This is a genomic window from Enterococcus asini ATCC 700915 (assembly GCF_000407365.1).
Lineage (GTDB): Bacteria > Bacillota > Bacilli > Lactobacillales > Enterococcaceae > Enterococcus_C > Enterococcus_C asini.
The window spans coordinates 1,450,288-1,473,586 of record NZ_ASVU01000001.1; the positions used below are offsets into that span (position 1 = coordinate 1,450,288).

Below are 23,299 nucleotides of genomic sequence, written 5' to 3' on the forward strand. Positions count from 1 at the left end.
ACAAGGAGGCGTATCCATGAAGCAGCTCACGGTAATTGGTCTGGGAAATATGGGCATGAAGTACTTACGGGATTTAGCGACGCGGCCTTTTTACGGCTGGCAAGTCAGTGGTCAGACAAACAGTCCGGGAAAAGTTGACCAGTTGCAAGCAGAATTTCCGGGCATGACTGTTTATCAAAGCTTTGACGAGGTGATCGCAAACCCAGAGGTGACGGCAGTTTTGATTGCCACGCCAAATCGCTTCCACTTTTCCATGGCAAAAACGGCCTTAAATGCCGGCAAGCATGTGTTATTGGAAAAGCCAGCTGCTTTGAGCATTGCGGAAATTGAAGAACTGACCGACTTGGCAAACAAACAACACCTGGTTTGCGACGTGATGTTCCAAACTCGCTTTAGTCCTGTCTTTCAATGGCTAAAACAGCATTTGCCAGAGTTAGGTGACTTGCAGCGGTTTCACTGGGAGGTACCCCAGTATTACCGGCCTCAGTCTTACTTTACCGAGGGCAACTGGACCGGCACGTGGGAAAAAGACGGCGGCGGTATTTTGCTAAATCAGGCAATTCATCAGTTGGATTTGGTGAACTTTTTGTTTGGTTTGCCGGAAAAACTGGTTTCACAAGTTTCCTTTGGGCGTTACCGAGATATTGAAGTAGAGGATGAAGCAGTGTTATTGCTAAAGTATCGCGAGGGGCTTTTGGGAACCTTTGTGGCGAGTCTTAATGAACCTTTGGGCCAGGAACGCTTGGAAATCATTGGTGAAAAAGGCAGTTTTCGCTATGAAGGACAGAAGCTTACTTGGCAGACCCCGGAGCAAACCACGACTATCACCTTTACCGATAATGACCAACGGCGCAAAAGCCATCGGGCAGTCATAGAACGCTTTTTACAAGAGATAACGGAGAGTGGCATTGAATCAAGGACTGGGAGCGCTTCAGGCATCCCCGTTAGCGAAAATCAAAAAGACTTTCAGCTGATTCATGGAGCGCTATTGTCCACTTGGGAAGAACGCTGGGTAGAGTTGCCGATAGATGGAAAGCAGTTTATGGAAAAATTTGCTGAGCACACAAAAAATCTTAGATAAAAGAAAAACCCACCCAAGTCATTCACGCTAACCGCGTCTGACTTGGGTGGGTTTTGTTTAATTGAGTAGGCTTATTCTTCTGGTGCCATAATCATGGACAAGAGCATCGGGTGACGCTCGGTTTTGTCGAATAAGAAAGGTTGCAACGCATTAGTCATGGCTTCTTTTAGCTTGTGTTCCGTCACATCGGGTTGCTTTAAAGCTTCCCGTAATGTGCGGAAGAGCAAGGTTTGCGCTTCGTAAATCATATCGCCAGATTCCCGCATATACACGAATCCTCGAGACAAGATGTCAGGACCCGCCATGATTTCTTTTTTCTTCATGTCTACGGTGGCTACGGCTAAGACCAGTCCTTCTTCTGAAAGAATGCGGCGATCCCGTAAAACTACATTGCCGATGTCGCCGATGCCGTTGCCGTCGATGTAGACATCGCCTGCGTTAAAGTGGCCGGCAAGGCGGGCAGTGTCGGCAGTTAGTGCCAACATGTCGCCATTTTCCATGACGAAGCAGTTTTCTTTTGGTACACCGGTATCTTGGGCTAAGCCGGAATGAATTTTCAGCATCCGGTATTCCCCATGAATCGGGATAAAGAATTTCGGTTTGATCAAACGGAGCATCAGTTTTTGTTCTTGTTGGCCCCCGTGTCCAGAAGTATGGACGTTGTTGAGTTTGCCATGGATGACCTTGGCGCCGGCTTCCATCAAGAGGTTAATCAAGTGGTTGACGCTAGTGGTATTTCCTGGAATCGGTGAGCTGGAGAAGATGACGGTATCATCTGGCTGAATGCTGATTTGTCGGTGAGTTCCGTTGGCAATCCGGCTTAAAGCTGCCATGGGTTCACCTTGAGAACCGGTACAAAGAATCATAACTTCATTGGCAGGTAGGCGTTTGATTTCATTGGCGTCAACAAAACTACCCTCAGGAACTTTGATGTAGCCTAGATTTTGACCATTGACAATGGCGTTTTCCATACTACGACCGAAGACGGCGATTTTCCGTCCACAAGCCACTGCCGCCTCGGCTGCCTGTTGCAACCGGGAGATATTGGAGGCGAAGCTGGCGAAGATGATCCGACCTTCGACTTTTTCAAAGATTTTTTGAATGGATTGACCGATGACCTTTTCCGATTGGGTAAAAGTCGGAATTTCCGCATTGGTACTGTCGGACAACAGGCACAGTACGCCTTCGTCACCGATTTTGGCCATGCGGCTCAAGTTGGCCGGCTCGCCTACAGGGGTAAAGTCAAACTTGAAGTCCCCGGTATGAACGATATTGCCAGAAGGGGTCTTCACAACGACGCCTAAAGCATCTGGAATCGAGTGGGTGGTGCGGAAGAAGGAGACAGAGGTTTTTCTAAAACGCAAAACCGTGTCTTCATTGATTTCGTGCAATTCCGCATCCCGTAAAAGACCGTGCTCGTCCAGTTTGTTGCGAATCAATGCCATGGCTAGCGGCCCAGCATAGATTGGCACATTGACTTGTTTCAACAAGTAAGGCACGCCACCGATATGGTCTTCGTGACCGTGGGTGATCACAAGGGCTTTGACTTTGTTGATGTTTTGCACGATGTAGCTGTAATCAGGAATTACATAGTCGATTCCTAAAAGATCATCTTCCGGAAACATAATGCCGGCGTCGATAATGATGATCTCATCTTGGAATTGAACCCCATAACAGTTCTTCCCAATTTCGCCTAATCCACCGACGCCAAAAACGCCGGTTTCATTATTTTTTAAATTGAGTTTCATAAATTAAAACTCCGTTAAAGTAAACTCGGCATTTTCTTGTTCGTATGCCAAGTGATTTCCTTCTAAAGCTTGGATGAATTCGATATTGTATGGGGTGTTGGCTTCGACTGCTGCGCGAGCCGCAACTTCATCTGCTGCTTCCAAGTAAAGAACATGAGTTTGTTCCCGTTTTGGGTTCCGTACTTTGGTGTCTTGATAATAAACTTTGTAGATCATAAATCTAGCTCCTTTAAGATTTTAGTAACGGTGCATGACAAAACACGAAGGACCTCCTTCGTCTGTCGGTATGCTCCTTGGTGACCAATACTGATTGTCGCCAACAAGAGAAAGCCTCGTCCTTGCCTTCCAAATGTTTTGAAACTATTCAACCGTCCGAGATATACAACCAGTGTATATCATAATTTTCTTTATTTTAGCATAGTTAGGAAGAGAAGTATAGAAACCCGGATGTTTGAAAGGGGTTACTGAAGGAAAAAGATGCAAATTTGGTGTTCTCTTAAAATTTTCCCTATGCTATAGTAAAGGTATTCGCAAAAACCGAAAGAGGCTTGATTTATCAAGAAAATCACTGCCTCGCTTTCCATAACTATGGGCATGACGATTGGGTTCCGTAGTTTGGTCAGTGTTCAGAAGTTTTTTGTAAGTTTGGAGGTATTTTTTAATGAAATTAATGTGGCACTATACCATGCGCTACAAGAAGCTGTTGCTCTTTGATTTTCTGTGCGTGTTTGGCTTTATCTTAATCGAGTTGGGCTTGCCCACGATTTTGGCGCAGATGATCGACCGAGGGATTCCGCAAAAAGATGGCGACATGGTGAATCAGTTGGGCTTGTTGATGTTGTTAGTAGTAGTAATCGGTGTGGTGATGAACATCATGCTAGGGTATTTTACTACACGCATTACCACGAATATCGTGGCGGACATTCGGGACGACCTTTTTGCTAAGACGCAAAGTTATTCTCATCAAGAATATGAGGATATCGGGGTGTCTTCCTTAATCACCCGAGTGACCAACGATGCGTATCAAATCATGTTGTTCTTGCAAAACATTTTGCGCATGGGTTTCATGACCCCCATGATGTTTATCGTTAGTCTTTATATGATTTTCCGCACTAGTCCAAGCTTGAGCTGGTTTGTTTTAGGGGCTTTACCCTTATTATTAGTAGCCGTAGTCGTTATCGCGAAGTTTTCCGAGCCATTGTCTACGAAGCAACAAAAGAACTTGGACAAGATCAACGGAATTTTACGGGAAAACCTATCCGGGTTGCGAGTGATTCGAGCCTTTGTGAATGAGAAGTTTGAAGAGTCCCGCTTTAACAAGGTCAATACTGCCTATGCGGAGAGTTCTAAGAGCCTCTTTCGCTTAATGGCCGTGGCACAGCCGGGCTTTACCTTCTTGTTCAATATTGTAATGGTCTTGATCATCTGGTTTGGAACAAAGCAAATCGATGCTGGTACTTTGCAAATCGGGGACTTGATCGCTTTTATCGAATACATTTTCCACGCGTTATTCTCCTTTATGCTCTTTGCTTCCGTCTTTATGATGTATCCTAGAGCAGCGGTGTCGGCCAAACGGATTCAAGAAGCCTTGGATGCTGAAAGCCAGATTAAAGATCCTGAAAATCCGGTAACCGAGACAGAAACTCATGGGTACGTGACTTTTGAAAATGTGACCTTTGCTTATCCTGGTCATGCGGAAAGTCCTGTGATTCGCAATGTGAGTTTCACCGCAAAACCTGGGGAAACCGTGGCTTTTATCGGGAGTACCGGTTCCGGGAAGTCCACCTTGATTCAGCTGATTCCCCGCTTTTACGATGTGAGTGAAGGTCGCGTTTTAGTCGATGGTGTAGACGTCCGGGACATGAGTATGGCATTTTTACGGCAAAAGATCGGCTACATTCCTCAAAAAGCGTTGCTGTTTTCCGGAACGATTGCCGAAAACCTGCGCTACGGAAAAGAAGACGCAACCATAGGGGAGATGGAACGAGCAGTCGATATCGCCCAAGCGTCAGATTTTATTGCGGAATTGCCTGAGGGCTTTGATGCTCACTTGTCAGAAGGTGGGACGAACTTCTCTGGTGGGCAGAAGCAACGCCTGTCCATCGCTCGAGCGGTGATTCGCGAGCCAGAGATTTATATTTTCGATGATAGCTTCTCCGCACTGGATTACCAGACCGATGCGAAATTGCGGGCTCGCTTGAAACAGGAAACCACCCAGTCCACGGTCTTAATCGTGGCCCAACGAGTGGGAACCATCATGCATGCGGATAAGATTATCGTCTTAAATGAAGGGGATGTTATCGGCATGGGCACTCACGAGGAGTTATTGGCTACGTGTCCGGTATACTATGACATTGCCGCATCACAATTATCAGAGGAGGAATTGAACCGATGAAATCATTTTCTTCTTTAACTCGTTTAGCTCATTACTTTAAACCTTACAAGCGCCAGTTCTTCTTGGTGATGTTCTTCACCGTGTTGACCGTGGCCTTTAACGGGGCCTTGCCTTACGTGGCGGGCTTGCCTACGACAGAAGTAGCGAAAAATGTCGCAGCAGGGGCCGCGATTAACTTTGATTATGTCATTAAGTGTTTGATTGCCATTGCCGTAGTCGGTATCGGCTACTGTGTATCTCAGCTTTTGGCCGGTTGGTTGATCGCCAACGTGGTGCAAAGCGCCATGTTCGACTTGCGGGAAGACATCGACCACAAGATCAATCGTTTGCCAGTGTCCTACTTTGACCGTAACCAACAAGGGAATATCTTAAGCCGGGTAACCAATGACGTGGATGCCGTCTCTGGTGCCATGCAACAGGCTTTGATTGGGATCGTCAATGCGATTTTGGGGATTTTAGTGGCAGTCTCCATGATGTTTTACATCAATGTCAAAATGGCCTTGTTATCCTTAATCATGATTCCAGCTTCTTTCTTGATTTCCCGCTTTATCGTGAAAGTTTCCCAAAAGTACTTCCAAGGGATGCAAAACGCATTGGGGGATTTAAATGGTTTTGCCCAAGAAAACATGACCGGTTTTTCGGTGTTGAAAGTTTACGGTCGGGAAAAACAAACTTTGGAAGACTTTAAAAAGGTCAATTATTCTGTCCGCAGCTATGGCTTTAAAGCGGCCTTTATTTCCGGTATCATGATGCCTTTAGTCTCCAGCACGGCTTATCTGACGTATATTGCTGTGGCGGTTTTAGGGGGGCATTATGTAATTGCCGGAGTTATTGTGGTAGGGCAATTGCAAGCCTTTATCCAGTACATCTGGCAAATTAGTCAGCCTATGGGGAATATCACTCAGCTGTCTTCTGTTTTGCAAAGTGCGTCGGCGGCGTCTCGTCGGGTTTTTGAAATTCTCGATGAAGCCGAAGAAAGCCGCTTAGACGAGCCTCAAACATTACCGGCTGAAGTGGCTGGCAATGTTACTTTTGAACACGTGGACTTTAGTTACGATCCGAAAAATCCTTTGATTCAAGATTTGAACTTTGAAGTCAAAGCGGGGCAAACCGTGGCAATTGTCGGACCAACTGGTGCCGGGAAAACGACTTTGATCAACTTGCTCATGCGTTTTTACGACGTGGACAGTGGGGCGATTAAAGTGGACGGCATCGACACGAAGCAACTGGATCGCAGTGAAGTGCGTTCGGTCTTCGGGATGGTTTTACAAGATGCTTGGTTGTATGAAGGAACCATCGGGGACAATATCCGCTTTGGGAAATTGGATGCCACAGATTACGAAGTGGTGGATGCCGCCAAAACTGCCAATGTGGATCACTTTATCCGCACCATGCCTGACGGGTACGAAATGAAGATCAATGCGGAAGGGGACAATGTTTCCTTAGGTCAAAAACAATTGTTGACCATCGCTCGGGCGGTGATTTCCGATCCGAAAATCTTGATCCTAGACGAAGCCACCAGTTCTGTGGACACGCGCTTGGAGGCTTTGATTCAAAAGGCCATGGACAAAGTTATGGAAGGGCGCACTAGTTTCGTGATTGCCCACCGCTTGTCCACCATTCGGGAAGCAGACTTGATTTTAGTGATGAACCACGGATCGATTATTGAAAAAGGGACCCACGATAGCTTGTTGGCCCAGGGAGGCTTTTATAGCAAACTCTATCAAAGCCAGTTTGCCGAAGACGGGGACTACGAATAAAAAACAAAGAAAACAGCCGTTGCTTTTACTAGCAGCGGTTTTTTTGATATTTTTTTGCCGGGGAATCGGGTAAACTAGTAGTAGCACGAAAGCAATCAATCACTCATCTTTGTGCCAGGATTATTTTAGGAGGTCTTATGAATACACAACAATCAACCGGGTTTGACTTGAAGGGCTGGCAAAAAAATATCGGGCTCTTTTTGTCTGGCCAGTTTTTATCTGGAATCACCAGTATGGTGGTGCAGTATGCCATTATTTGGTATTTAACCAAGGAGACGGGCTCCGCTACGGTCTTGAGTTTGGCGACATTGCTCGGGATGATTCCCATGGTGGTCTTGAGTCCTTTTGCCGGGCCCTTTGTGGATCGCTTGGACAAGAAAAAACTCTTAATTGTAACGGACTGTATCGTGGCACTTTTTGCCTTGGTCTTGTCGATTACAGGAACACTAGCGGATCGTTTTCCTTTGTGGTTGGTCTTTGTCTCTTTGTTTATGCGCTCCGTGGCCCAGACTTTTCAGATGCCCACCATCCAGTCCATCTTGCCGCAAATGGTGCCGGAATCAGAGTTAACTCGGGTCAATGGGCAGTTGGGCATGGTGCAGTCAGCGAATATGATTATTGCACCGGCACTAGGAGCGTTTCTCTTCGCCTTTGTGCCTATGAATTTTTTGATTTTATTGGATGTTTTAGGAGCGATTTTAGGGATTAGTCTCTTGCTCTTTGTGCGGATCCCCAAAACGCAAGCCCTAGGAGAACAGGTGCATCTGCTGACGGATACCAAGCAAGGCTTTGCTCTGTTAGTGAAAAATAAGGGGATATGGTACATTACGTTGCTGGGTTCGGCTTTTACTCTGATCTTCATGCCGGCGGTGAGTATGTATCCTTTGATGACCTTAGAATATTTTCAAGGCACGGTGGGGCAAGCAGGCTTGATCGAAGTGGTGTATTCCGTGGGGATGCTTTTAGGGGGCGTCGTTATCGGCGTCTTTGGCAAATGGAAGAACCGCATGACCCCAGTTTTGTTTTCCTTCTTTGTGATCGGCGGGACTTTTGTTTTAAGCGGCCTTTTACCGGGAAATCAACGAGGTTTTTTCTGGTTTGTCGTGCTCAATACCGTGGCGGGCTTGGCGACTCCATTTTATAGCACCTTGATCATGGCCATGATCCAACAGAGCTATGAACCACAGTATTTAGGTCGCGTGTTAGGGGTTTTGAATTCATTAATGAGTATCACCGGGCCGGTGGGGTTGATTTTTGCCGGACCTTTAGCCGATCGTTTTGGGGTGGAAAAGCTCTTTGTGATTGCGGGCGTGGGGACGATTCTTTGCGGGATCGCCACCTTCTTGATTCCCGTAGCTCGTAATTATGACTTGGACTTGCAACAACGCTTGGCCGAAAAAAAGGAGGAACAAGCATGAGTCGTTTTATTGCAGATACCGCTCGGGTGCTTGGGGAAGTGAGCCTGGGGGAAGATGTGAGTATTTGGTATGGCTGTGTGTTACGAGGGGATGCCAATTTTATTGAAATCGGCGACCGTACGAATATCCAAGACGGTACCATTATTCATGTGGATCACGATGCTCCTACGAAAATTGCTGCAGACGTTACCGTGGGCCATCAGTGCATGCTGCACGGCTGTACCATTGAGACGGGAGCGTTGATTGGCATGAGTTCCATTGTGCTAAATCACGCGGTTATCGGGGAAAATAGCCTGTTAGGTGCTGGTTCCTTGGTCACCCAAGGGCAAGTGATTCCGCCCAATGTTTTGGCATTTGGTCGACCGGCGCAAGTGATTCGTCCTTTAACAAAAGCCGAAATTGCGAAAAATCAGGCTAATATCCAACACTATTTGGAAATGGGCAAACGCCATGCTGCCGGCGATTTTCCGCAAATTCAGGAATAGGATGTGGCAAAGATGGAACATGATTTGCGCCAAGAACTCTTAGACTATGTGGCGACTGAATACGGAACCAAGGGAGATCATCCTTTCAAACGCTTCTCTCAGTATACGATTTTGCGCCATGAGCACAATCGCAAATGGTACGCGGCTTTGATGCTAGTGTCAAAAGACAAACTGGGACTAGCAGGCGTAGAAGCAGTGCCCCTGGTTAATCTAAAAGTCAAACCAGAATTGGCCCTGATTTTACAGGGGAGAGAAGGGATTTTTCCGGCTTACCACATGAACAAGGAAAACTGGCTTTCCGTCCTCTTAACCGGCGTGGTACCCCTAGCCGAAATCATTCCCTTACTGGATGATAGTTACCTTTTAACCCGTTAAAAAAACCACCTCACCACGCCTGTTCGAACAGGTAGCGGTGAGGTGGTTTTAATTAGTGGTTTTATTTGTCCAAGCTTTTGGAAGAAACCATGATTTCGTCAATCAAACCGTAATCTTTGGCTTCTTGAGCGGTCATGTAGTTGTCACGATCCGTATCTTTTTCGATGACTTCTAATGGTTGACCCGTCCGTTCGGAAAGGATTTCGTTCAAGTGAGCCTTGGTTTTCAAGATGTGACGAGCCGCGATTTCGATTTCAGTCGCTTGTCCTTGCGCGCCCCCAAGTGGTTGGTGAATCATGATTTCGGCATTTGGCAATGCGAAACGTTTGCCCTTGGTACCGGCAGTCAATAGGAAGGAGCCCATAGATGCGGCCATCCCCATAACGATGGTTACTACGTCCGCTTTGACGAAGTTCATAGTATCGTAAATCGCCATACCAGCCGTTACGCTACCACCAGGAGAGTTAATGTAGATGTAGATATCTTTTTCTGAGTCTTGGGCATCCAAGAAAAGCAATTGTGCAATGATGGAGTTTGCCAAATCATCCGTAACTTGGCCGCTTAGCATGATGATGCGGTCTTTTAAAAGCCGTGAGTAAATATCATAGGCTCTTTCGCCCCGAGATGATTGTTCAATGACTGTTGGGATCAAATTCATAAGTTAGTTCCTCCTTAAAAGTAAAGTGCTGAAGCTGTCACAGGGCCTAATACTACTAGCTCTGCGTCTTGCCATTTGCTTTCACAAATAGTTTAGCACAGTTCAGCTTATCCTGCTAAAAAGAAGTATACACCCTTGGTCAAAGTTGGTCAAAGGAAAAGAACAGACTTTTTTGGTTTTGGTGAAAATTTCGGTGTTCATTCCAAGACCCCTCCTTTCCGGAAAATCCAAGCGCATTTTTCGGTCTCGAGACGCATGTTTTGTGGGCGGGATTGTGAGATGATAGACTCCTAATAAGGAGGGATATAGATGGAATTATTAGCAATCTTGATTATTGTTGCGATTATCTTGGCAATTATTAAAGTAGGTTCGGTTTTATGGCGGATTATCGGCGTGATTTTCACGATCTTTTTACTGTGGGTCTTTAAAGATGATTTATTGAACTGGGGTCATTGGCTGATTTTTGAAGGTGGTGCGGCGGAATTTTTACAACAAGTTTGGAGCTTTTTAGTAGAAGCCTTTAACAACCTAAAAAACTGGCTGAGTGATGTCTTGTGACAAACGCATTCTAGTTGTCTTTTTTTCGAGGAAGGATTACCCTTGATTTAAAGAAAAAGGAGGCGACAGGATGAAAAAGTTGGTTATTTTATCCGTTTTATTAGGATTACTGGCGGCTTGTAGTAGCAACCAGAGCCCAAGTGAAAATAGTACGACAAAAACGACAAACAATAGCAGTGTGGCCCAAAATACTAGCACAAAGCAAGAATCAAATAAGCAAAGTAGCTCCAAAGAAAGCCAGACGAAAGCCAGTGAAGAAAAAACGCCGGATGGTGCTTTTCAAGAGCTGACGAAGGCCTACCCTGATGTGAAGATGCCTCGAAAACTGCCCCGAGATGAGTCGCTGTTTTTGAATATTGCGGCTGTAGGGAATCAGGATAAGCTGTCTGTGCTCTACTACAATCTCCCACAGGCTTTGGTGATGAACCACCACTCCCTTAATCAAGCAACGCCATTTGCTAGCTTTAAAAAGACCACGTACGATACGGTGGGTAAGGCTAAGGCGGCGGTAGGGTACCAATACGATGATGGCGGTCAAAAAGTAGACTTGGGTCATAGTATCGCGGGCTATCAGCAAAGTGGTACCGGCTCCACTTATTTGAGCTGGAAGGAAGGCAACTGGTCGCTACTAGTTCGCGCATCCAATGTTTTGGGCCAAGAACCTGTAACTACTGCCAAAGAAGTCGTGAACTATCTAGAAGAAGCCTTTTTACCAATACCAAAATCCGTAGGGCAAATCATCATCGACCTCACTGCCTCCAATCAAGAAGCCAACACCATCACCTGGCAAGAAGACAAGGTGGTCTACACCGTGAGCCACGAAGATCCCTTGCCAGCCTTAGAGATGGCGGTTTCGATGGAATAAAAACAGCCGATTTTTACTCATAATTTCGAAAAAAAGTAGTGAAATCTAGTTTTCTAGATTTTGCTACTTTTTATTTTCAAAAGATATTTGAAAAATAATGAGCAAAAATAACGATTTTTGCAAGAATATCAAATTACGTAAAAAACATTTTTTGTAATAAAGATTCCCAATAAGATAAAAAAGGGGTTTCAAAAAATACGTAGGAATTTTGTTTAAGAAACCCGACAGTAACAATTTCTTAAGAAAAAATTCACAGCAATTTTATAATTAAGAGTGGACTAGATTAGAATGTCTCAAATGTCAAATTAAGCTAGACAAATCGTCCTGACGCACATGACTCAAAAATACTTCCAATGGTGTCTTGTAATGCAGTGATTTTCTGGGAATATGGTTTCTTTTAGAAGCGACACTCTGAATGAATGATTCGGGGACTTCTCTGAAGTCCATTGACTTAGGAAGCCCATCTTTACGAAGCAACCCGTTTGAATGTTCGTTCAGCCCGCGTTGGGAAGGAGTTCCGGGATCAGCAAAAAAGATCTCGATATCATTAGTATTGCTGATCGATTTCCAGTTGGAAAACTCTTTGCCACAATCAAAAGTGATGGTCTTGAAAAGGTGTGGTGGAAAAGTTTGAAACCAATGATTCAATGTAAGTTCAATGTCTTTTGCCTGTCTACCAGCGGGTTTTAAGGTAATGATTGCTTTGGATAGGCGCTCCACTAGCGTAATCACAGCACTTTTGTGCTTCACTCCAACAATTGTGTCACCTTCAAGGTGACCGAATTCTTCATCGAAATTCTGATAGCGGGCGTTTCTTTCGTGAATCGTTCTTTTGTAAGCTTGCTTACCACGTTTCTCTTGGTGTCCATTGGGTTTACGCTTCCCTTTCATTGGCAAATCCAAAATATTGAACTCATTGTTTTTGAACTTCCGATACAAAGTGCGCGCCGAGCAATCAATTATTTTCTCGCCACGACCGATGAGCACATCTGGTGGCCACCCTTGATTGACCATCTTTTGAATGTATCTTGTTTGATCATCAGGCAAGACAATGGGGCGTCTGCCGCAGCGGGATTTGTTTTGCTTGTATTGTTTATAGTAATCCAGCGCATTCTTTCCCTGTTCCAATGCGTGATAGACATTGTAGATCGTTTGTCGAGAGCGTTTTAGAAGTCCCGCGACTTTGGAAGCGGGTTGGTGTATATGGAAATAAGACTCTATCAATACGAGTTCGTCTGGTGTAAGATGGGTGTAGGCCATTTGTGCTCACTCCTTATAATTCTTTCGACGGAACTATTTTGAGTGTAGCACAAATGGCTTTTTTCAACTGTCTAGCTTAATTTTACAATCGGCGATGAATAAAAAACTGATTTTTTTAAAATAGCAAAAATACAATGAAATGAAACCGGTTGAAAACACAGCATTTTCCCTTTAAATCGCTTTTGTGATTTTTTTCGTTTATGTGTATATTAGTACTTGTATGAAATGATAAGGTAGGTGTTGGAAATGGTTAAACGACACAAAAGGTCACTCACTTTAGCTGCGCTCGTCCTGCTGTTGGCGCAAGTTTTTCTGATGACGTTTTGTAATATTACTGCAATTGCGGTAACGAAAGAAGAGAGTAGCGGAAGTTTATTCGATAACGAATTTGGGAATGCCTCCGTCTCTTATGAAGAAACGAGTACTGAGCGCTTGAAATGGACCGTCCATCTCACTAAAGCGACACAGGAAACTGCGACTCGTTTCATGGTGGAAGTCACTGGTGATGGACAAGCCGTGACACCAGAAAATGTCCAGGTTCTCACTAAAAGCAATCCGACAATGAACTTTGCCGCTGGTAACGGTGCTGGACAAATCACAGCAGGAATGTCCGAAACAGCCGCAACCACAACCGGTTCAGCAGTAATCACATTTGACACTAATCGCAGTTACACCGCGATGACGGTCAAGCCAAAACTGATTGCCGATGTTAATCCAGCAACGGATCTACTGGCTGGAAATACCGGTAAGAGCTTTACGATTCCACAAGTTGCAACAAGCGAAAGCACCAGTGAAAATAGTGCTGTTGCAGCAAGCGAAGCACCAGTAAGTGAATCCTCTGCAACGGAAGCAACTTCTTCTACTGAAGTAGCTGTAAGTGAAACGACGAGCTCCACGGAACAAGAAGCAACAACTGATTCTACGGAAGCAACAGAAGAAGCGGATGTTGAGGATGAAGTAAGTGCTTCAAGTGATGTTAGAGCAAATACGAACGTTGGTGTTATACCTACTATTACTGATATAACTTCCTTACAATTTGAAAAGACGTGGAAGTTTCCAGAAGGGGTCGATCCAGCAAGTTTACCACCGGTTACCATAAATATTATGCAAGGTGATAAAGTATATGGAACTGAAGAAATTAAGTGCCCCACTGAGCCTGATGCAAATGGTAACTATGTAACCATTAGAGATTGGAAAAACTTACCAATTGTTAAAGATGGTGATAAGGTCCTCGAATATACAATCCAAGAAGTTCCAAGTGATTATTATGAAGAGGGAACACCAGTTATTACAGAAAGTGCAATCGATAGCATTACATGTGAACCATCTTGTAATGATGTCAATTGGGATGTTAGTCCTACTTTTGTTATAACAAGACAAATAAAAAATGGCCCCTTTTTTATTTGGACCTTGAACCATTTAGACACTGGTGATCGAGCTGCTTTCGTTGAATCTGTAATAACAGCAGCAAAGGAACTTGGTGAATATGATCAGCCTTTAAAAGCCTTAGATGGGTTGAGCGCATCAGATCTTAATAATAATGTTATTTGGGCAGAGGGACCTGATGCAAGTGCAACGATAAATGGTGAGACTGTAACAGTTGAAGTTGTCTTTAACGATGATGGGACAATCTCTTCCTCACAATTGAAATTTGGCGATACAAGTGCTTGGACACACTTTGCTACTGGGGGATACTTGGATTTGAGTCAATATCTTGGACACATTTTAGTAGAGACGGTTACGCCATTTTTTCTTTTGCTAACTCTTCAAACTCCTGAGGGGTTAGATAGTGAATCGAGCTGTGAATTCGATTCCGGTTATAAAATCCTTCAATGTAACTAAATAGTGCTCGATTCGCTTCTTCGAAGTCTGAGTAAGTCGTCGTGTATACTTCTTCTTTTTTCAATGATGCATGGAAGGACTCAATTCCTGCATTATCATAGGGTGTTCCTTTGCGACTATAGGAATGTCTTATTTTATTGTTTTCAAGCCAACTTTCCACTTCGATTGCTGTATATTGACTACCTAAATCGGTGTGTAGAATCATTCCTTCTGGAATGTGGTACCGTTGTTTCGCTTGATTGAGTGTTTGTAACACACAATCGACAGTCATTCGCTTAGAAAATGTATAGCTAATAATCTTTTTCGTGTGTAAATCCATAATTGAAGATAAGTAACACCAACCATTTTTCTTAGTTGGAATGTAGGTGATATCAGCTACCCATTTTTCACAGATAGTTTTAGTAGAAAAGTCCTGATTTAAGATGTTCTCTTTTAAAACAACCGGCTGAACAGACCGTTGAGGTCTGTATTTCTTAACCACAATTGACCTTAGATTTAATTGTTTCATCAATTTTTGAACATGCTTAAGAGATACTGAAATTCCTTCTTTTAGCAACACTTGATGGATTTTTGTTGCACCATATCTCTGTTTATGATCAAAAAAGATCGTTGAAATCTTCTTTTTCAATTGGTTATTTCTGACTTCTGTAGCTGTTAACGATTTATTTCGCCGATTGTAAAATTAAGCTAGACAGTTGAAAAAAGCCATTTGTGCTACACTCAAAATAGTTCCGTCGAAAGAATTATAAGGAGTGAGCACAAATGGCCTACACCCATCTTACACCAGACGAACTCGTATTGATAGAGTCTTATTTCCATATACACCAACCCGCTTCCAAAGTCGCGGGACTTCTAAAACGCTCTCGACAAACGATCTACAATGTCTATCACGCATTGGAACAGGGAAAGAATGCGCTGGATTACTATAAACAATACAAGCAAAACAAATCCCGCTGCGGCAGACGCCCCATTGTCTTGCCTGATGATCAAACAAGATACATTCAAAAGATGGTCAATCAAGGGTGGCCACCAGATGTGCTCATCGGTCGTGGCGAGAAAATAATTGATTGCTCGGCGCGCACTTTGTATCGGAAGTTCAAAAACAATGAGTTCAATATTTTGGATTTGCCAATGAAAGGGAAGCGTAAACCCAATGGACACCAAGAGAAACGTGGTAAGCAAGCTTACAAAAGAACGATTCACGAAAGAAACGCCCGCTATCAGAATTTCGATGAAGAATTCGGTCACCTTGAAGGTGACACAATTGTTGGAGTGAAGCACAAAAGTGCTGTGATTACGCTAGTGGAGCGCCTATCCAAAGCAATCATTACCTTAAAACCCGCTGGTAGACAGGCAAAAGACATTGAACTTACATTGAATCATTGGTTTCAAACTTTTCCACCACACCTTTTCAAGACCATCACTTTTGATTGTGGCAAAGAGTTTTCCAACTGGAAATCGATCAGCAATACTAATGATATCGAGATCTTTTTTGCTGATCCCGGAACTCCTTCCCAACGCGGGCTGAACGAACATTCAAACGGGTTGCTTCGTAAAGATGGGCTTCCTAAGTCAATGGACTTCAGAGAAGTCCCCGAATCATTCATTCAGAGTGTCGCTTCTAAAAGAAACCATATTCCCAGAAAATCACTGCATTACAAGACACCATTGGAAGTATTTTTGAGTCATGTGCGTCAGGACGATTTGTCTAGCTTAATTTGACATTTGAGATTTTTATAAAAATAGTAGACGCTCCTAGGAATTTCTAATAACCGACACAACAAAGAAACAGTGTAATCCTTACACCATTTTTCAATGAATCGGACAAGTGACTTCAGGTCTTTCGAGAGAATATGGCTGCGGCTTTTTTTAATATTTCAAGTTCCTCTTTCAAACGAGCATTTTCTTTTCTCAAATCAGCCGCTTCTTTTCCGGTTAGTCCTGTGGACGGATCAGGTAAGTATAAATTCTTCCACTTATAAATCGTCGCTTCAGCTAAGCCATATTCTTTCGCCAACCCTCGAACAGAACGTCCAGTTTGATTTAGTTCAACAATCATCTGTTTAAAATTTTCTTCATATCGGGTCATAAAATCCATCCTCTCGTAGATAAGTTTAATTTATTTCTGTCTCTACGAAAAGATGTCTAAGATTTGATACTAACACTATTAAAAATTCAAAAAGATTGGCAAGACGATGAAAAATATAAAGATTACACCCGCCAAGATATTCAATTAGTTTTGCAACAAAAAATTGGTTCAGGCGAATGGAAAGATTATAAGACTTTTGACATTGCTCATGATGCATCGATTCTTTCTAAAGATTATGAGGTTCCTTCAACAGTAGATGGGAAAGCTGCTCAATATCGTGTAGTTGAAAGACTAGCAGGCAGTACTTCAGAGCAAGATCGAGTTCCTGGATATGAAGATCCAGGAGAGCCTACGAGCACATCTGAGACTGGTACAACATTAACAGTTATAAATAAATTGATGACCAGGGACTTTAGCTTTACTAAAGTTGGTAATGATGAATCAACTCCGCTTTCCGGTGTGTCCTTCACATTAACAGGGGACAACGGTTATACCAGTGGTGAGAAACCTGTAGAATCGGCGGCGGACGGAACGGTAAACTTCTCTGAATTGCCAATTGGTAATTATACTTTAACCGAAACCAAAACTGCAGACGGTTATCAATTAGGCGGACCTTGGAATTTTGAAGTGAAAGATGAAAATGGAGAATTGGTGATTGTTTGGCAAGATGGGACTAAACCATCAGACATTAAAATTGTCAACAAATTGAAACCTTTCGACTTAACGGTAAACAAAACCGATGATCAAGGCAAGGCTTTGAAAGGTGCCGAGTTTACATTAGTTGATGCTAATAATAAGGAATTCACTGCTACTGTGTCTGAAGATGGTGCAACCTTCACGTTTACTGGTTTAACAGCACCAGGTACGTATATTTTGACGGAAACTAAGGCACCGGACGGCTATCGAGGATTAACAGAGCCAATTACAATCGAGATTGATGCATTAGGTCAAGTCAAGGTTGATGGTGTTGTACAAGAAGATGTTCTCGCTGAAAATGGCAATAACGAAATCACCTTAAGCGTAGCGAACGATCCAAAAGCCCCACTTCCATCTACCGGGGGACCGGGAACATTGCTCTTCTCTCTAATCGGTATCTTGGCCTTAGGTGCGACAGGTTTGTATTTCTACTTCCGCAAAGATCAGGAGGTGGCTTAAGATGAAACGATGGGTTAAATATCTCGCATTTCTCGCTTTGTTGGTGCCATTCTTCTTTAGTGGGAGTCAAGCGCAAGCGTCTGAAGCAGATTCGGTGAATTTTATCTTACACAAAATCGTCTTTCCAAACGGGGAGATGCCGGATGATTTGTTGAATACCGGGGATACTAATGGGGAACACGCCTCATTGTTACAAGAATACCGAGGTTTAAACGATGTGACGTTTGAAGCCTACGATGTGTCGGCGAAGTTTTACGAATTGCGGGCAAAAGGGCAAAGCGTCACGGATGCTCAAGCTGCTTTGAGTGCATTATCTGCTGATGAGCTAGGCACACCGGTGGCTACCCAAATTACCAGCGAACTTAGTGGAGAAGACGGAACTGCTAGTTTCTCTTTGCCAAGCAAGGTTGGGGATAAGGATGCGGTTTATCTCTTCCATGAAGCCGCAGCACCGGACATTATCAAAGAAAAATCTCATGACTTAGTAGTGGTTTTGCCAGTGGAAAATTCAGCTGGTGAAAACTTGTCAACGATTCACTTGTATCCGAAGAATGAAGAAGTGATTCACGAGGAACCAGGTTTTGAAAAGACCGTCACCGGTAAACAGGAAAGCTATACATTTGGTGACATCATTCCTTTTGCAATCAACGTCGAAATTCCAAAAGATATTTTGGACTACAAGAAATTCGTGATTAACGATACGGCTGATCCTTCCTTGGTATTTCAAGCGGATAGTTTGAAAGTGAGCGAAAGTGGTCAAGCAATCCCTGCCATTTATGAACTCACAACAAGCGAACATGGCTTTAGCATCAACTTCACGGATATTAAGGCATTAGGAAAATTTGCTGGTAAGGAATTGACGATCAGCTATGACATGATGCTCGTGGCAACTGATCCAGAAGCCAACAGTTTTGCCAATGAAGCCGTGTTGGACACGGATCATGAAACGATTACCAAAGAAGTCACAGTGAACACTGGTGGACATCATTTTGTCAAAGTGGACTTAAAGGACACTCAGACGACTTTAGCCGGGGCCGAGTTCCGTGTGGTTGACGAAAAAGGCCAATTCCTAGCGAAAACGACAGAAGGCTATACTTGGACGACAGATAAAAATGATCCTGCATTAGTAACTTTGACTTCTAGTAAAGATGGTTCTTTCGCCATTAATGGTTTAGCGTATGGCAAGTATGCTTTGGAAGAAATTAAAGCGCCAGTGGGCTACGAATTAAGCACAACCCCTGTGGACTTCACAATTACCAAGGACAGCTACACGGTAGGTGCTACTGGGGTGTTACAAGTGGTCAACTTGAAAACGCCAGAACCAGCTGAACCCGTAGTACCCGTTACGCCGGAAAAACCGGAAGCACCAAAACCCGGTCCGGTTGACAAAGTAATCGACAAAGTATTTCCAAAAACCGGTGAAGCCAAGAATCGTATGTTGGTGATCATCGGGGCAATCTTAATCGCTGTGGTGGCGGTTGTTTGGTGGCAAAATAAAAAAGGGAAAGAAGAGTAACAAAATGAAAAAGAAAAGTAATTGGCGAACAATTCTAGCAACATTGATCATGGTATTACCGTTTATGTTGGGCTTTGGTAGCATGACGGATGTAATGGCAGCAGAAGTACCGGATACACAAACAGTGACAATTCATAAACTAAAATATGATTCCCTTCCTGAAAATCCAACCCAAAATACTGGTGACGAAATGGATTTCAGTGGTAAGCCTTTAGCTGGAGCAGTTTTCACCGCCTATGATGTAACAGCGGTTTATTGGGCTGCGTATGATAAAGCTGAAGGTAATGACGGACTTAAAACTGCTGCCGCTGAAGCTGCAGTAAGAGCATTAACAAATGATGATTTAGGCAAAGGTACAGCATTTCCTGAAACTAATGCTGATGGTATAGCCTCACTGCCCCTCGCTACAAAAGTTGAAGTTGGGGTTGATGAAGAGGGCAAGCCTATCATGCGCAATGCTATCTATCAATTTAAAGAAACAACATCTCCAGCCGGTGTTGTTCAATCTAAATCAGCAGACTTTATCTTAGGATTACCTGTTTATGATGAAGGAACAGACGATGCCAAAGACGAAGTTCACGTTTATCCTAAGAATGAAGTGAAAGAATTGAAGCTTGAATTCACAAAAATGGGTGTCGACGAACATGGTGTTTTGGATATCTTGCCAGGAGCAGAATTTATCTTAAAAGGTGCCAATGAGATGTACTATAACATCGAAACTGGCAAATTTGATATAACTGAATATACTAAGGCATCTCATATCAAATCTGATAATTACGGGAAAGTTAGTGTTCCTGGATTAGTTCTTGATGCTGGTGATTATGAATTTTATGAAGTAGATTCATCTGTTTCTAAGGGTGGAAAACAAACTACTGATGGGGATCAAGTCTATCACTATAACGTTGAAAAGAATCCAGTTGTTACTGCCCGTGTAAGTTCTGATATGATTGTGACTTATAATTACTATGATATTGATCGTAATAAAGTGACTGGACAAACCACTGCTAGTGCATATAACTACAAAGTGCCGGTTCCAACCAAAAAAGCTGACGATCATGATGTTGATCAAGATCAAGAAATCACATTTACAATCACTCAAAAGATTCCAACTGATATTGCAGATTATACCCAATTTGCTTTAGTTGATACGTTTGATCCAATTTTGAAATTGGCAAACGATACAGAGGCAGATTTATTGGATGAGATAAAAGCTAGCATGGATCCAGAAATGGCAAATTTGGTTACTGGTGTAACAATCGAAGGGAATAAATTCACTGTAAACTTCAATTTAGATGAAGTTAAGAGAAAAGCTGGTGAAACAATCGAATTCAAGGTAGTGATGTCCGTTAAAGAAGGTGCAGACTTAGCGACTGATATCAACAATGAAGTTACTTTCGACAACAACTTTGATGATCAATCTGCAAAAGATTCCGTAAAAACTTACGGGAAAAAATTCTTGAAAATCGATGCTGATTCTAAAAATCCTTTAGCTGATGCTAAGTTTCACGTTTTGAATTCAGAAGGTAAATTACTAGGTATGATTACGAAAGAAGATGGTACAAAAGTTCAAGCATGGGGTGCTGAAGGTGATGCTGGCTTTGAAGCAACAGTTCTTAAATCAAACGCTCAAGGTGAATTTGAAGTTTCTGGATTAGCCAAAACTGATGAGAAAGGTGCAATCATCTATTACGAACTAAAAGAAATTAAAGCACCAGAAGGATATGCATTAGCGCAAAATACCTTTAAGTTTGTTGCCGATGATGGTACTGCAACGCTTAAGATTAACAACAAGCACAAAGGCTCTCTACCATCAACTGGTGGCAAAGGGATTGTAGCTTTTGTAGCGGTAGGCGTGGTTGCGATTGCCGGAGCTGGTCTGTACTTCATGAAAGGCCGGAAACATATTGAAGGATAAGCTCTTTTGAGTAAGCGGAATGGTTCGGGGATGTCCCGGGCTGTTCCGTTTTTTTGTTTTAGCGTCAATCCTACAAATGGCCACCCTAGCAGAACGCTCGCTCCCGTGGTAAAATAGAGCAGATTATCCAAGCAGAAATGAGGAATTTTTTTGACTGAATATTTAAATGTAGGCAAAATCGTCAATACCCACGGAATTCGTGGGGAAGTGCGGGTGATTTCCCAGACGGATTTTGCGCAGGAGCGTTACCAAAAAGGGGCGACTTTGGTCTTGTTTCGCGAGCATAAGGATCCTTTGGTGTTGACCGTGGCGAGTCATCGGAAGCACAAAAACTTTGATTTGTTGACCTTTGAAGGCTATCCCAATATTAATGATGTGGAAGCGTTCCGGGATGGGGTGCTGAAAGTCTCCAAGGACAATTTGGGCACCCTAGCAGAAAATGAGTTCTACTACCACGAAATTATTGGCTTGACGGTGGAAGATGCGGAGGGCAAAGTCATCGGCAAAGTGAAAGAAATCCTATCTCCCGGGGCCAATGATGTTTGGGTAGTGCAACGGCCGGGGCAAAAGGATGCCTTGATTCCCTATATCGAATCCGTGGTCAAAGACATCGATGTGGCAGGGGGCAAAGTGCTTGTGGAAATTCCGGAAGGGTTGTTAGACGATGAGAATTGATGTGTTGACGTTATTTCCGGGGATGTTTGCCGGGCCCATGGGCGAGTCCATTATCGGCAAAGCCCGGGAGAAAGACTTGTTGGAGATGAATGTTTCCAATTTTCGGGATTACTCCGACAACAAACATCACACCGTAGACGATTATCCTTACGGGGGCGGTGCGGGGATGTTATTGAAGGCCCAGCCGATTTTTGACAATTTGGCAGCCATCGAACAAGCAACGCCGACAACCAAAAAACGGGTGATTTTACTAGATCCGGCAGGGAAAAAATTCGACCAGAAGATGGCGGAAGAATTTTCCCAAGAGGAGCATTTGATTTTTATTTGCGGTCATTACGAAGGCTACGATGAGCGCATTCGCACCTTGGTCACCGACGAGGTATCCTTGGGGGATTACGTGTTGACTGGCGGGGAACTGGGAGCTATGGTGATGATCGATGCCACCGTGCGCCTGTTGCCGGAAGTTTTGGGCAATGAAACCTCGGCTCAGACGGATTCTCATTCCACTGGGCTTTTGGAACATCCCCAATACACTCGGCCAGCGGATTTTAGAGGCCTAGCGGTGCCAGAAGTCTTATTAAATGGCAATCACAAATTAATCGAAGAATGGCGCTTGAAAGAGTCTTTGCGGCGCACTTACACTCGCCGACCGGATATGTTGGCAAAGCTTGAACTGACACCGGAAATGAAGAAACTGCTCGCAGAAATCAAGAGTGAACTGTCTCAAGACACTGATTCAGACGAATCATAAAAAAGCAGTCCTCAGACATCATCGTAACTGGTACGGTGGGTCTGGGGACTGCTTTTTAGTCGATGTAATAGGCCATGATGTATTCTGCCACCCACTGGTCATTGAGCCAGTATTCTCTAGGCAAGAAGCCTTCTTCTTGAAAGCCTAATTTTTGATAGAAGCGCCGGGCATTTGGGTTTGTTTCAAACACCCGTAAAGAAATTTTCCCGATATCATGAGACGGGGCCATTATGAGTAGGCGCTGCATCAGCGCTTGGCCCACGCCTTGACCTTGGGCGCTGGGGGCGATGCCAATGCCTAACACCCAGTGACGCCGATGCGCCGGCAAAGGGGAGGGATGATGATAACTCAAAGCCCCTAAGACCGCTCCAGTAGCTTCATCCAAGGCTAACAAAAGCTGCTGGCGCTTGAGGCCTGTGGCGTAACGCTCATAGTCTTCGTATTGTTCTAAGGCCGGTGTATTTTGAGTATTCCAAATCGCCCGGTCAATCGCCCACAGTTGGGGGATGTGTTCAGCGGTTAGTTTTTCGGTGATAATCATGGGAGAACCTCCTGATCGGATTTGTTTCTTTTTAGTGTAGCAGATTTTTACAAGCTGCCAAGTCCTAGGAGCTGTTGATTATCTTTAGAAGCTGCCAAGAAAATTTCTTTACACCTTGGGAAGAGTGTGCTATCATGTTTTGGTGAGCGCACTGCTCAACAATTACGATATTCCGCTGGGGTGAGTCACCCTATGAATGTTTGGAAATTAGG

General features: G+C 43.8%; 22 protein-coding genes. 15 read left to right on the top strand and 7 right to left on the bottom strand.

Going from position 1 to position 23,299, the window contains the following annotated elements:
- The first annotated feature begins 16 nt into the window (after positions 1–16).
- Entirely contained in the window at positions 17–1,081 is a 1,065-nt protein-coding gene (locus tag I579_RS12540) for a Gfo/Idh/MocA family protein (protein WP_010754298.1), read from the top strand.
- 71 nt (positions 1,082–1,152) lie between these two features.
- On the opposite strand, the gene rnjA is transcribed toward I579_RS12540, so the two are convergent.
- Complete coding sequence (rnjA, locus tag I579_RS07045) at positions 1,153–2,829, bottom strand: ribonuclease J1 (protein WP_010754297.1); 1,677 nt, start codon at positions 2,827–2,829, stop codon at positions 1,153–1,155.
- Positions 2,830–2,832: 3 nt separating this feature from the next.
- Positions 2,833–3,045, bottom strand: a complete 213-nt coding sequence (locus tag I579_RS07050; RefSeq protein ID WP_010754296.1) for an RNA polymerase epsilon subunit — start codon at positions 3,043–3,045, stop codon at positions 2,833–2,835.
- A gap of 445 nt (positions 3,046–3,490) precedes the next feature.
- Here I579_RS07050 and I579_RS07055 point away from each other — a divergent pair, with 445 nt between their 5' ends.
- The 5 genes from I579_RS07055 to I579_RS07075 all read left to right on the top strand — a co-directional run bounded on the left by I579_RS07055 (position 3,491) and on the right by I579_RS07075 (position 9,262).
- The gene (locus tag I579_RS07055; protein ID WP_010754295.1) at positions 3,491–5,224 is read left to right on the top strand and encodes an ABC transporter ATP-binding protein; all 1,734 of its coding nucleotides are present in this window, start codon (positions 3,491–3,493) and stop codon (positions 5,222–5,224) included.
- On the top strand, positions 5,221–6,984 hold the full coding sequence (locus tag I579_RS07060) for an ABC transporter ATP-binding protein (RefSeq protein WP_010754294.1): 1,764 nt from the start codon (positions 5,221–5,223) through the stop codon (positions 6,982–6,984). The genes I579_RS07055 and I579_RS07060 overlap by 4 nt, the downstream gene beginning before the upstream one ends.
- A 137-nt stretch (positions 6,985–7,121) precedes the next feature.
- Positions 7,122–8,402, top strand: a complete 1,281-nt coding sequence (locus tag I579_RS07065) for an MFS transporter (protein WP_010754293.1) — start codon at positions 7,122–7,124, stop codon at positions 8,400–8,402.
- Complete coding sequence (locus tag I579_RS07070; protein WP_010754292.1) at positions 8,399–8,887, top strand: gamma carbonic anhydrase family protein; 489 nt, start codon at positions 8,399–8,401, stop codon at positions 8,885–8,887. Before I579_RS07065 ends, I579_RS07070 begins: the two co-directional genes overlap by 4 nt.
- Before the next feature lie 12 nt (positions 8,888–8,899).
- Positions 8,900–9,262 carry an MmcQ/YjbR family DNA-binding protein gene (locus I579_RS07075; RefSeq protein ID WP_010754291.1) on the top strand — a complete coding sequence of 121 codons (363 nt, stop codon included), beginning with the start codon at positions 8,900–8,902 and terminating at the stop codon, positions 9,260–9,262.
- Positions 9,263–9,323: 61 nt separating this feature from the next.
- On the opposite strand, the gene clpP is transcribed toward I579_RS07075, so the two are convergent.
- Complete coding sequence (gene clpP / locus I579_RS07080; RefSeq protein ID WP_010754290.1) at positions 9,324–9,920, bottom strand: ATP-dependent Clp endopeptidase proteolytic subunit ClpP; 597 nt, start codon at positions 9,918–9,920, stop codon at positions 9,324–9,326.
- A 309-nt stretch (positions 9,921–10,229) separates the two neighbouring features.
- Here clpP and I579_RS07085 point away from each other — a divergent pair, with 309 nt between their 5' ends.
- Entirely contained in the window at positions 10,230–10,478 is a 249-nt protein-coding gene (locus I579_RS07085; protein ID WP_010754289.1) for a hypothetical protein, read from the top strand.
- Positions 10,479–10,548: 70 nt separating this feature from the next.
- Positions 10,549–11,343: a hypothetical protein gene (locus tag I579_RS07090; protein ID WP_010754288.1), complete on the top strand. Its 795-nt coding sequence runs from the start codon at positions 10,549–10,551 to the stop codon at positions 11,341–11,343.
- A 300-nt stretch (positions 11,344–11,643) separates the two neighbouring features.
- Here I579_RS07090 and I579_RS07095 read toward each other — a convergent pair whose 3' ends face one another.
- Positions 11,644–12,603 carry an IS30 family transposase gene (locus I579_RS07095; protein WP_010752838.1) on the bottom strand — a complete coding sequence of 320 codons (960 nt, stop codon included), beginning with the start codon at positions 12,601–12,603 and terminating at the stop codon, positions 11,644–11,646.
- A 246-nt stretch (positions 12,604–12,849) separates the two neighbouring features.
- Here I579_RS07095 and I579_RS12675 point away from each other — a divergent pair, with 246 nt between their 5' ends.
- Positions 12,850–14,445, top strand: a complete 1,596-nt coding sequence (locus tag I579_RS12675) for a Cna B-type domain-containing protein (RefSeq protein WP_016249782.1) — start codon at positions 12,850–12,852, stop codon at positions 14,443–14,445.
- On the opposite strand, the gene I579_RS12680 is transcribed toward I579_RS12675, so the two are convergent.
- A complete protein-coding gene (locus I579_RS12680) occupies positions 14,342–15,073 on the bottom strand; it encodes an IS3 family transposase (protein WP_071860554.1) in 732 nt (243 codons plus the stop codon). The two genes, I579_RS12675 and I579_RS12680, sit on opposite strands and share 104 nt — an antisense overlap.
- A gap of 134 nt (positions 15,074–15,207) precedes the next feature.
- On the opposite strand from I579_RS12680, the gene I579_RS07105 reads away from it, so the two are divergent.
- Positions 15,208–16,167 (top strand): IS30 family transposase, encoded by a 960-nt coding sequence (locus I579_RS07105; RefSeq protein ID WP_010752838.1) that lies wholly within the window; start codon positions 15,208–15,210, stop codon positions 16,165–16,167.
- Positions 16,168–16,279: 112 nt separating this feature from the next.
- On the opposite strand, the gene I579_RS07110 is transcribed toward I579_RS07105, so the two are convergent.
- Positions 16,280–16,534 carry a transposase gene (locus tag I579_RS07110; RefSeq protein ID WP_010754555.1) on the bottom strand — a complete coding sequence of 85 codons (255 nt, stop codon included), beginning with the start codon at positions 16,532–16,534 and terminating at the stop codon, positions 16,280–16,282.
- 63 nt (positions 16,535–16,597) lie between these two features.
- Between I579_RS07110 and I579_RS07115 the strand changes: the two genes are divergently transcribed.
- From I579_RS07115 to trmD, 5 genes are all read left to right on the top strand, one after another.
- A complete protein-coding gene (locus I579_RS07115; RefSeq protein WP_010754286.1) occupies positions 16,598–17,689 on the top strand; it encodes an LPXTG cell wall anchor domain-containing protein in 1,092 nt (363 codons plus the stop codon).
- Position 17,690: 1 nt separating this feature from the next.
- Entirely contained in the window at positions 17,691–19,205 is a 1,515-nt protein-coding gene (locus tag I579_RS07120; RefSeq protein WP_010754285.1) for a SpaH/EbpB family LPXTG-anchored major pilin, read from the top strand.
- Positions 19,206–19,209: 4 nt separating this feature from the next.
- Complete coding sequence (locus I579_RS07125) at positions 19,210–21,120, top strand: SpaH/EbpB family LPXTG-anchored major pilin (RefSeq protein WP_010754284.1); 1,911 nt, start codon at positions 19,210–19,212, stop codon at positions 21,118–21,120.
- Between the two features lie 150 nt (positions 21,121–21,270).
- Positions 21,271–21,795 (top strand): ribosome maturation factor RimM, encoded by a 525-nt coding sequence (rimM, locus tag I579_RS07130; RefSeq protein WP_010754283.1) that lies wholly within the window; start codon positions 21,271–21,273, stop codon positions 21,793–21,795.
- A complete protein-coding gene (gene trmD / locus I579_RS07135) occupies positions 21,785–22,546 on the top strand; it encodes a tRNA (guanosine(37)-N1)-methyltransferase TrmD (protein ID WP_010754282.1) in 762 nt (253 codons plus the stop codon). The genes rimM and trmD overlap by 11 nt, the downstream gene beginning before the upstream one ends.
- 55 nt (positions 22,547–22,601) lie before the next feature.
- Here the strand turns inward: trmD and I579_RS07140 are convergent, their stop codons facing one another.
- Positions 22,602–23,087, bottom strand: coding sequence for a GNAT family N-acetyltransferase (locus tag I579_RS07140; RefSeq protein ID WP_010754281.1), 486 nt, complete (start codon positions 23,085–23,087; stop codon positions 22,602–22,604).
- Positions 23,088–23,299: the final 212 nt, after the last annotated feature.